The organism is Actinotalea sp. JY-7885, from assembly GCF_014525465.1.
Classification (GTDB): Bacteria; Actinomycetota; Actinomycetes; order Actinomycetales; family Cellulomonadaceae; genus Actinotalea.
On sequence record NZ_JACEXH010000305.1, the window covers coordinates 1 to 1,857 of the forward strand.

Genomic DNA, 1,857 nt, shown 5'->3' on the forward strand with positions numbered 1-1,857 from the left:
ATCAGGGCGATCGGGTTCGCGAGCGACCAGAGCTGCCCGAGCGCCGTGCGCTTGTACTTGCCCTTGATCTCGCGCCGCGTGAGGTTGACCAGCAGCTCGCGGGAGCCGCCGAGCTCTCGGAGGAGGGCACGTCGTCGATCTCGGGCTCGGGCGGCAGCCGGCGGGGCGCCTCGTGGCGCAGCGACCAGCCGACGGCAAGGTCCCAGGCGTCGGGCTCGGGCTCGCCGGGCGGGACGGTCCCGGCGTCCGGGGTGGCGGCGGGCGGGTCATCCGTCGCCGTCACGGGCGCCGCGGCGGGCGCCGTGACGTCGGCACCGTCGCGGCCGGTCTCACGTCGCTGCGCCTCGCGCTCGTGCTCCGCCTCGAGCAGCCAGAGCGGCAGCTCCACGGTCACGTCGTCGTCGGGTGCGACCGGCGACCACTGCACGGGAGTCGGCGGCACGGGAGTCGGGGGCACGGGCGTCGGCGGCCCGGGTGTCGACGGCGCGTCGTCCGACCGCGCGTCGTCCGGCGGCGTGGGCGCCGGGCTCGGCACGGACGGGAGGGCCGGTGGCTCGGTCGCGCCCTCGTCCGCCGCGGCCCGGCTGCGCTCGATTGCCCGGAGCTCACGGCGGGTCAGGGGTCGCCCGCTGTCCATCCGGTCCACCTCCGTCCACGCCCGAGCCGCCACGATTCGCCCCGGCGCGGGGCGTCGACGCGCGGCCGTGCGGCACCGCGCGCGGCACCGAACCTACGCCGGACCTGGCGAGCCCGCACAATCCCGGGCGGCGCCGACCGCCGCCGCGCGGTGTGCGCGTGAGGCGGCGGTCGGCGCGGGCGCTCAGCCCAGGGGCGAGAGGTCGAGGTGCTCGGTGGCGACCGCGAGGACGGTCCACACGGCGCCGTCGTCGCTGATGAGCTCGTACGTCGGGAGCAGCGCGGCGGCCCCGTTCGGGAGCAGGTGCAGCGCGGGCCCCAGCCGGAAGTCCGTGATCTTCACCTCCTCGACGGGCCAGGCGATCGCCGCGCCCGGCTCGAGGGCTGGGGGCGCCGACGGCGGCGCCAGCTCGGTGGGCATCGGCTCGGCCATGACCGCCGCCCCGCCCTGCAGGGTGCGGAAGGAACCGCCGCCGCCACCGCCGAAGCGCGGGTCGGTGAGCCGCTCGACGGCCTCGGCCGGGCTCACCACCGCGAGCTCGCCCAGGTCGACGAGGGGCGCGAGGGACCCGTACAGGGACTGCATCCCGGCGCCCGAGAACGACGCGCTCCAGGTCAGGCCGGTCCGCAGCCCGTCGAGGACCCGGTGGGCGGTCACGTGGGTCCAGGCCTCGTCACCGAGCTCCTCGGCGACGATCTCGTACGCCCCCGAGTCCTCGCCCAGCGCGGTCAGCGTCTCGCGCAGGGCGGCGGCCGCCGCGTCGCCCGAGGGCGCAGGCCCGAGGTCCCCGGGCTCGCAGGGCGCCGGCAGGGTCGTCACCTCACCCTCGGCCGTCCCGTCGACGGCCGCCGCGCTGCACGTCCACGGGTCCTTGGCCGGGTCGTAGTAGCTGAGCGTCGCCATCCCGTCCGGGTGGACCGTCACGCCGGCTCCGGACCCGTCGCGCGGCCCGACGCTCCACGTCCCGTCCACCTGCTCGGGCGTGCCGCTCACGCCGAGCGCCGCGGCGGCCGCCGCGACCGCCTCCGCGGTCAGCACCGCCGAGGCGTCGAGGCCCCAGGCCGGCGCCACGCCCGCCTCGGTGGGCAGGCCCTGCGACGTGAAGACCGTGCGGCCGGCGCCGACCCACAGGGAGTCCGCCGCCATGCGGCCCACGCCGCTCTCGGCCTGGAGCGGCATCGCCACCTCGGGTCCGGTCGGCCCGGCCGCCTCGGGCGACC

General features: G+C 78.1%; 2 protein-coding genes. Both read right to left on the bottom strand.

Features of this window, described 5'->3' with window-relative positions:
• Nucleotide 1: 1 nt before the first annotated feature.
• The gene (locus IDM29_RS16570; RefSeq protein WP_188037824.1) at nt 2-637 is read right to left on the bottom strand and encodes a hypothetical protein; all 636 of its coding nucleotides are present in this window, start codon (nt 635-637) and stop codon (nt 2-4) included.
• Nucleotides 638-820: 183 nt separating this feature from the next.
• On the bottom strand, nt 821-1,857 hold a 1,037-nt coding region (locus tag IDM29_RS16575), incomplete at its 5' end, for a hypothetical protein (protein WP_223148439.1).

What these genes read in the sequence shown, in the direction of transcription:
- IDM29_RS16570 (WP_188037824.1), bottom strand. Translation starts at nt 637, where the DNA reads ATGGACAGCGGGCGACCCCTGACCCGCCGTGAGCTCCGGGCAATCGAG.